The 7,524-nt window shown below is 56.5% G+C and carries 6 protein-coding genes; 3 read left to right on the top strand and 3 right to left on the bottom strand.

Annotated features, from left to right (window positions below):
- Positions 1-174 precede the first annotated feature (174 nt).
- The 3 genes from ACSZPU_RS21240 to ACSZPU_RS21230 form a co-directional block, all read right to left on the bottom strand.
- Positions 175-360: a hypothetical protein gene (locus ACSZPU_RS21240; RefSeq protein WP_499002886.1), complete on the bottom strand. Its 186-nt coding sequence runs from the start codon at positions 358-360 to the stop codon at positions 175-177.
- Positions 361-374: 14 nt separating this feature from the next.
- Entirely contained in the window at positions 375-1,481 is a 1,107-nt protein-coding gene (locus ACSZPU_RS21235; RefSeq protein ID WP_499002884.1) for a type IV secretory system conjugative DNA transfer family protein, read from the bottom strand.
- Positions 1,482-1,604: 123 nt separating this feature from the next.
- Entirely contained in the window at positions 1,605-2,636 is a 1,032-nt protein-coding gene (locus ACSZPU_RS21230; protein ID WP_499002882.1) for an IS630 family transposase, read from the bottom strand.
- A gap of 139 nt (positions 2,637-2,775) precedes the next feature.
- On the opposite strand from ACSZPU_RS21230, the gene ACSZPU_RS21225 reads away from it, so the two are divergent.
- The 3 genes from ACSZPU_RS21225 to ACSZPU_RS21215 all read left to right on the top strand — a co-directional run bounded on the left by ACSZPU_RS21225 (position 2,776) and on the right by ACSZPU_RS21215 (position 7,278).
- A complete protein-coding gene (locus ACSZPU_RS21225; RefSeq protein ID WP_499002880.1) occupies positions 2,776-3,771 on the top strand; it encodes a substrate-binding domain-containing protein in 996 nt (331 codons plus the stop codon).
- A 114-nt stretch (positions 3,772-3,885) separates the two neighbouring features.
- Positions 3,886-6,009 carry an alpha-galactosidase gene (locus ACSZPU_RS21220; RefSeq protein WP_499002878.1) on the top strand — a complete coding sequence of 708 codons (2,124 nt, stop codon included), beginning with the start codon at positions 3,886-3,888 and terminating at the stop codon, positions 6,007-6,009.
- A 45-nt stretch (positions 6,010-6,054) separates the two neighbouring features.
- Positions 6,055-7,278, top strand: coding sequence for an MFS transporter (locus tag ACSZPU_RS21215; RefSeq protein WP_499002877.1), 1,224 nt, complete (start codon positions 6,055-6,057; stop codon positions 7,276-7,278).
- The last annotated feature ends 246 nt before the right edge of the window (positions 7,279-7,524 follow it).

Raw genomic sequence — 7,524 nt, 5'->3', positions numbered from 1 at the left:
CCATAAATTAACCTGCTTTTGATGTTGGATTGAACATATCAAAATCAGGCAATTACACAATTTTATGTACAGGCTCAACAGGATTTCTGTATGGGGTTCTGTCACCGGTTTGCCGGCTGATATCCGGTATCGGTCAGCGCCGGCAAGACCTTAACGGCAAATGCATGTTAAGCATCAGCCGTGCGCGTACTGCTCCTCCAGACGTTCCATGTCCCGCTCCGCGTCCTCCACCTCCGTCAGCAGCGCGGCGAGGTCGATGACGCTCACCTGCGGGTTGCGGCACGCACGAAGGTAGCGTAGCCGCAGCGCAGTCAGACAAATAAGGCGTTCACGGTAAGGCGTTGCACCGGTTTTCATCATCACATCTCCTTTCGTCAGGCTTCCTGAGGCGCCGCCCTGACGGGCGCCGGCGCCACGTAGTTCTGCATGGCTTTTTCAATAGACTCCCGCCCCACGCTCATCAGCCGGGGTTCGCGCAGGCGCACCCTGTAGCCTCTGCCCCGTGCCGGCAGGCTTTCCATGACCATATGCCAGAGTATAGCTGAACGGACAGCGGCAGCCGGGAAACGCTTCCAGCTGTATTCGCATTCGAGACTGAACTCGCAGACTGCGGCCAGCGCCGGATCGGTCAGCACCAGCCGGCTGGTATCCTGCGCACCCGGCGGCGCGTCCAGCACCTGCAGGATATGCTGCACCCGGTCGGCCCGCACATAGCTGCGGCGCCGGCGATAAGGCATGGTCGCCAGCAATCGGGCTTCAGAAGGCGGGTTAACCTCCATAAAGCGGTTGATGCGCACCGTCTCCGTCGTGAACTTGTCGGCGTCGGCGATATAGAGCGAGCTGCCGCGGACCACCTGGCCCCTGAACAGGGTGACGTTTTCCCCCTCCTGTAAGGCCTGCACCTCCTCCACCTCGACCTTTTTCTTTTCGCTCACCTGCAGGCGCGGGTCATCGCTCAGGCCGCTGCCGAGGATGCTGCCCTGCTGCACCAGCGCGCTCATGTGCGCGCGGTATTCAGTGCCGGCCATCAGCTGCAGGATTTCCAGCGTGTCTTTCGGATCCATGATTTTGCCGGTGATGCGCACGCCCATGTTGGCAATCAGCGTCCACACCGCGTCACCCGCCGCCGTCTTCAGCCGCTGCACCTCCTGACCGGCCGGCAGCAGGCAGTAGCCCAGCGAGCGGATCTGCGTGGCGAGCTCTCCCAGCTTCTCGCTGTAGCCGGCACCCACCTCGTCAATAATCCAGAGCAGCGGAAACCGGTCCTTAAATTTCCGCACCTTCATGTTGTCCTCCGGACGCCCCTCAATCTTCTCGCCGAGATCCTGGCTTAATATCATGGCCAGCTGCGACTGGTAGAGTCGCCCCAGCGTGCTGCTCTCCGTGGCGGACAGCTCCAGCGCCGGCACCAGCACAATCAGGATGCGGTCGTTGTGCACCACGTCCCTGAGGTCGATGTCGCCCGCATCGCGCGCAAACACGTATCCGGCCGATCAGGCGCATGTCTTTAAAGCGCTGGAGTCGGACACTAAAGCTGTCATGATGGCAGAACAGAATTGAGTCGCTGCGCCGGACGCTCGCCTAAATAGCTGATCCTAATACCGCTACACTTTTGCCAGACCATGCTTTCCTCCGGGGAACGGACTGGCGGTTTCCATAAAATGGCGAACTTTTTTCAACAGTTGCCACATTGAGCGGCACTGATGATTTCGCGTTATCGTGTCGTGTAGCGCCTGCCATAACCGTTCAACATGATTCACCCACGGCGAGTACACCGGTTGATAAATAACTCTGAACTTCGGATTTTCTTTCAGCCAGCGCAGCGTCTCCCGGCTCTTGTGGATGATGTAGTTATCCACTATCAACGTGATCTGTTTTGCCCGTCGGTATGTCGCTCTCAGCTGCTCTAACAGACTGATAAACAGAGACGAGCTTTTACTGCTTCCGCCAACATAGCTGACTTTTCCCGTCCCGCTGTGTAACGCGCCCGCCAGATAATATTTCTCATTCTGGCCCGGCGTCACGATGCGTTTCTGCTCTCCACGAACCTGCCAGTCCACGCCAATTTTCGGATTCAGATGGATATCCACTTCGTCCTCGTAGAACACGGGATGCTCAGCGCTGCGCTGTTCCAGCGCCTCACGGATGGCTGCCATTTTTTCTTCTTTATGCGGGTCGCGAATACGCAGCGTAGGGGCTGCACGTCGCCAGACCAGACCGGCCGAAGGCAACCAACGCCGCACCGTGGAAGCATGCAACCTACAGCCGGTTATCACATTGATTTTTATCGTCAGCAGTTCCGTGCTCCAGCGTGAGCGCTGGTAACCAAAGTCACCCGGAGAACGTTTTACGAGTTGATGTAACAGCACGCAGATCTGTTCAAACGGCCAGCGACGTCCACGGCCGGGCGGCAGAGATTTCAGTCCCTCAATGCCGTAAAGAGTGAGCCAGTTAATCCAGCGAGCTATTGACGAACGGGCGCAGCAAAGCGTTCTGGCGACATCACTGACGCGATAGCCCCGGTGCAGCATCAGGATAGCGGTCAACCTGCGGGCGTGATTCTTGTCGTGCGTTTTATGGATAGTTTTCTTCATCAGGCGTCGTTCGTTACGGGGTATGGGTGCTATGCTCGACATCGCTCAGTCCGGTTGGTGATTTGGGATATTTAGCGGTTGATCAGATCGCTCAACCCGGACTGAGTTCCCTTCAGGTGATCTACTATTTGGAACAGCTATTTAGTCGGGAAACGCTGCGCGGATAAAAACAGGGTAAGGTATGTCACTTAAAGCAATCGCAAAAGAACTCGGTATTTCCGTCACTACCGTCAGCCGTGCGCTGAATGGCTATGATGATGTGTCGCAGGAGACCCGCGCCCGCGTGCAGGCGGAAGCGGACCGGCGCGGTTACCGCCCCAATACCCTGGCGCGTCGTCTCAAAATGGGCAAAATCGACGCCGTTGGACTGGTGTTTCCGGTGCATCCGGTGCCGCTCAACAACAGCGTGTTTATGGAGATGGTGGGGGAGATCAGCCGCGAACTGGCGAGCCACGATATCGATTTGTTGCTGATTGCCGATGATGACCAGGCAGACAAACACAGCTATCTGCGCATGGTGCAGAGCCGTCGCGTCGACGCCCTGATTGTTGCCCATACCCTGGACAACGACGCACGACTCGAACAGCTTCAGGCTACCGGTTTTCCCTTCCTCGCGCTGGGGCGTAGCCAGCTTGCCAGACCTTATGCGTGGTTTGATTTTGATAACTATGCCGGAACGTATCGCGCCACCCGTTACCTCATCGACAAGGGTTATCAGCGCATTGCCATGCTCGGTGAGAACAACAATCAGGCGTTCATTACCCAGCGTCGCCAGGGGTATCTGGATGCGCTTCGTGAGAGCGGGCTTTCCAGCGAGTGGTTACGCACCCTGCCGCCCTCTCGCCGTGCGGGCTATCAGGCAGTCGAAGCCTTGCTGGCGCTGTCCGAACCGCCACTGGCCATCATTACCGACTGCAACACCCACGGGGACGGTGCCGCCATGGCGCTGATCAAGCACGGCAAACTGCTCGGCGACGATCGGGTGGCGTTAGTGGTGTATGACGGTTTACCTGACGACAGCATCGTTGATGTGGACGTGGCTGCCGTGGTCCAGGCCACCCGTGAAGCGGTTGGCAGGCAGATTGCCGATATGGTTCGCCAGCTTATTGCCGGTGAACCTTTAACCGAATTGCAGGTGCTCTGGCAGACCGAATTCCGCCCCGGCGTTACCGCCTGACCTTTAGAAACTCTGATGCAAATTTTTGAGTAGATCACATAACCAAAACCTTTCGGTTGTTATCCGAAACGTTTCGGATCAAGGATGAAGGCATCCCTAATCTGGAGACGCCTTATGGAAGCTCGTTATCTGCGCCTTGAAAGCGCCACAACCGATGTTGTTATCAGAACTCACCCTTTTGCTGAAATCATCTACTGGGGTCCACACCTTCACCACTTCTCGCCCGAGGATGCACAAAGTCTGGCTCGCCCTGTTGCGAACGGCAGGCTGGACGTGGATTCTCCGGTCACATTGATGGCGGAGTCCGGCCACGGTCTGTTTGGTTCGCCGGGGCTGGAAGGGCATCGTAATGGGCTGGATGGTTCACCGATTTTCACCACCGTTGACCTGCAACATCACGATCAGACTCTGATCCTGACGAGTGAAGATACGGTGGCAGGGCTGCAACTGACCAGCGAACTTCATCTCGACGCGACCGGCGTGCTGCAAATTCGCCACGGCCTGACCAACCTGACGGCGGGTGACTGGCAGGTGAACCGCCTAGCCGTCACGCTACCGGTAGCGGAATACGCCCGCGAGGTGATGGCGTTTCACGGGCGCTGGATCCGCGAATTTCAGCCGCACCGCGTCACTCTTGAGCACGACAGTTTCGTGATTGAAAACCGCCGTGGACGCACCTCTCATGAACATTTTCCGGCGATGATGACCGGTAGCCAGCACTTTAGTGAGTCGCAGGGAAGCGTGTGGGGTGTACATCTGGGCTGGAGCGGTAACCACCGCCTGCGTGCGGAGGTGAAAACCGACGGTCGTCGTTATCTTCAGGCCGAAGCGCTCTATCTGCCCGGTGAAATGGCGCTGGCCGAAGAGGAAACGCTGTGGACGCCGTGGCTCTATGCCAGCCACTCCTCGCAGGGGCTGAACGGCATGAGCCAGCAGTTTCACCGCTTCCTGCGCAGCAATATTATTCACTTCGTTGAAGACAAGCCGCGCCCGGTGCACCTCAACACCTGGGAGGGCATCTATTTTGACCACTCCCCAGCGTACATCATCAAAATGGCCGAAGAAGCCGCAGCGCTGGGCGTTGAGCGCTTCATCATTGATGACGGCTGGTATAAAGGTCGTAACGACGACTTTGCTGCCCTGGGCGACTGGTATCTGGACGAAGGGAAATACCCGGATGGGCTGCGTCCGGTTATCGACAGGGTGAAAGGGTTGGGCATGGAGTTTGGCATCTGGGTGGAGCCGGAGATGATCAGCCCAAACTCAGATTTGTTCCGCGCACATCCGGACTGGGTGCTGGCGCTGGAGGGCTATTCGCAGATCCTCGGTCGCCATCAACTGGTGCTGAACATCACCTTGCCGGAAGCCTTTGATTACCTGCTGGAGCGAATGAGCTGGCTGCTCAGTGAGCACGAAATTGACTACGTGAAGTGGGATATGAACCGTGAGCTGGTGCAGCCGGGCAATGGTCGTCGTGCCGCCGCCGACGCGCAAACCCGCGCGTTCTACCGCCTGCTCGATACCCTGCGTAGCCGCTTCCCGCATATTGAGTTTGAGTCCTGCTCTGCGGGTGGCGGGCGTATTGATTATGAAGTGCTGACCCGCTGTCATCGCTTCTGGGCGTCTGATAACAACGATGCGCTGGAACGTAATATTATCCAGCGCGGCATGAGCTATTTCTTCCCTCCGGAAGTGATGGGGGCACACATCGGCAACCATCGCTGCCACGCCACTTATCGTCAGCACAGCATTGCGTTTCGTGGCCTGACGGCGCTGTTCGGGCATCTGGGTCTGGAGCTGGATCCGGTGAATGCTGATGAACAGGAGCGGGATGGCTACCGTCATTACGCGGCGCTCTATAAACAGTGGCGGGATGTTATCCATAGCGGCACGCAGTGGCGGGTGGATATGCCGGACAGCACTACTTTGGTTCAGGGGATTGTCAGTCAGGACCAGCGCCTGGGGCTGTTTATCGTCAGCCAGGTTGCAATGCCGGATTACACCCTGCTTGCACCACTGCGTGTGACAGGGCTGGATGCCCAGGCGCAGTACCGCATCACGCTGCAGGACCACCCCAATATTCGAACCACTGATGAAGGCGGTCACACCATGCGCCAGCTTCCGGCATGGATGACAACGCCGCAAACAGTGAGCGGGGAGTGGCTGATGCGGGCCGGACTGGCGCTGCCTGTGCTGGATCCGGAGAGCGCCATTTTGCTAGGTTTTGAACGCGTGTGACCTTAACGGGGCCGCACCGCGGCCTCAAACCTGAGGATAATAATAATGAACACGACCACCTGTACCCATAAAAACAACCCAACGTTTTGGATCTTTGGCATCTTCGTATTCTTGTATTTCTTTATCATGGCCACCTGCTTTCCGTTTTTGCCTATCTGGCTCTCTGATGAAATCGGATTAAGTAAAACCCATACCGGCATTGTCTTCTCCTGCATGTCGCTTTCAGCGATTTCCTTCCAGCCGATTCTGGGTGTGGTATCCGACAAGCTGGGTCTGCGTAAAAACATGCTTTGGATTATTGTCAGTATGCTGGTGCTGTTCGCCCCGTTCTTTCTGTACGTCTTCGCCCCGCTGCTGAAATTCAACATCTGGGCCGGGGCGCTGGCGGGCGGTTTGTACATTGGTTTTGTCTTTTCTGCGGGTTCCGGTGCCATTGAAGCCTATGTGGAGAGGGTGAGCCGCCACAGCCATTTCGAATACGGCAAAGCGCGCATGTTCGGTTGCCTCGGCTGGGGCCTATGCGCCTCGACGGCGGGCATTTTGTTCAGCATTAACCCGGCGTTTGTCTTCTGGATGGGGTCTGCCGCAGCCGTCGTATTAATGGTGCTGCTAGCGCTGGCAAAGGTGCAGTCGCAGGAAACCCTTACCATCATGCCGGGTGAAAGTCGCCCGTCGACCATCAATATTAAAATGGTCATCGACCTGTTCCGCATGAAAAAGATGTGGATGTTTATTCTGTATGTGGTGGGCGTGGCCTGCGTCTACGATGTATTCGACCAGCAGTTTGCCACCTTTTTTAAATCGTTTTTTGATACCCCGCAGGCGGGTACAAAAGCCTTTGGTTTTACCACTACCGCAGGGGAGCTGTGTAATGCTGTCATTATGTTCTGCTCACCGTGGATCATTAACCGCATTGGCGCCAAAAACTCCCTGCTGATTGCCGGGCTGATGATGGCGACGCGCATTGTGGGTTCGTCCTTTGCCACCACGGCGTATGAAGTGATCGCGCTGAAAATGCTCCATGCTCTGGAAGTGCCGTTCCTGCTGGTGGGGGCATTCAAGTACATCACCGGGGTGTTCGATACACGCCTGTCGGCAACTATCTACCTGATTGGTTTTAACTTTGCCAAACAACTGGCAGCGATTTTCCTCTCTGCATTTGCCGGCAATATGTATGACCGCATCGGCTTCCAGGACACCTATTTGATTCTGGGCTGCTTTGTACTGGCGATCACCCTGGTGTCAGCCTTTACCCTGAGCGGAAGGTAGCCAGTGGTGGCAACGGGTGGAACGCTGGAGGTGAGGTAACGCCGGATGATTTGGTCTTTGCGGTGCAGGATAGGGGGATTTTGTTTTAAGATGTAAGAACAGCTCTTACATCTGGGGCAGAAATGGCACGTACAATGACCGTTGATCTGGGGTAAGCGTCACATTTAGACGACCCTGTACACGATTCTGTGTAAATGCCTTTTCTCAGAAGTGACCGTCCAGGCGGTCACCGAACTCGATAATAAA

The sequence above is a fragment of the Phytobacter sp. V69 genome, assembly GCF_965644215.1.
Classification (GTDB): domain Bacteria; phylum Pseudomonadota; class Gammaproteobacteria; order Enterobacterales; family Enterobacteriaceae; genus Phytobacter.
Note: the sequence above shows the minus strand (reverse complement) of the source record. Positions and strands in the feature narration are given on the sequence as shown.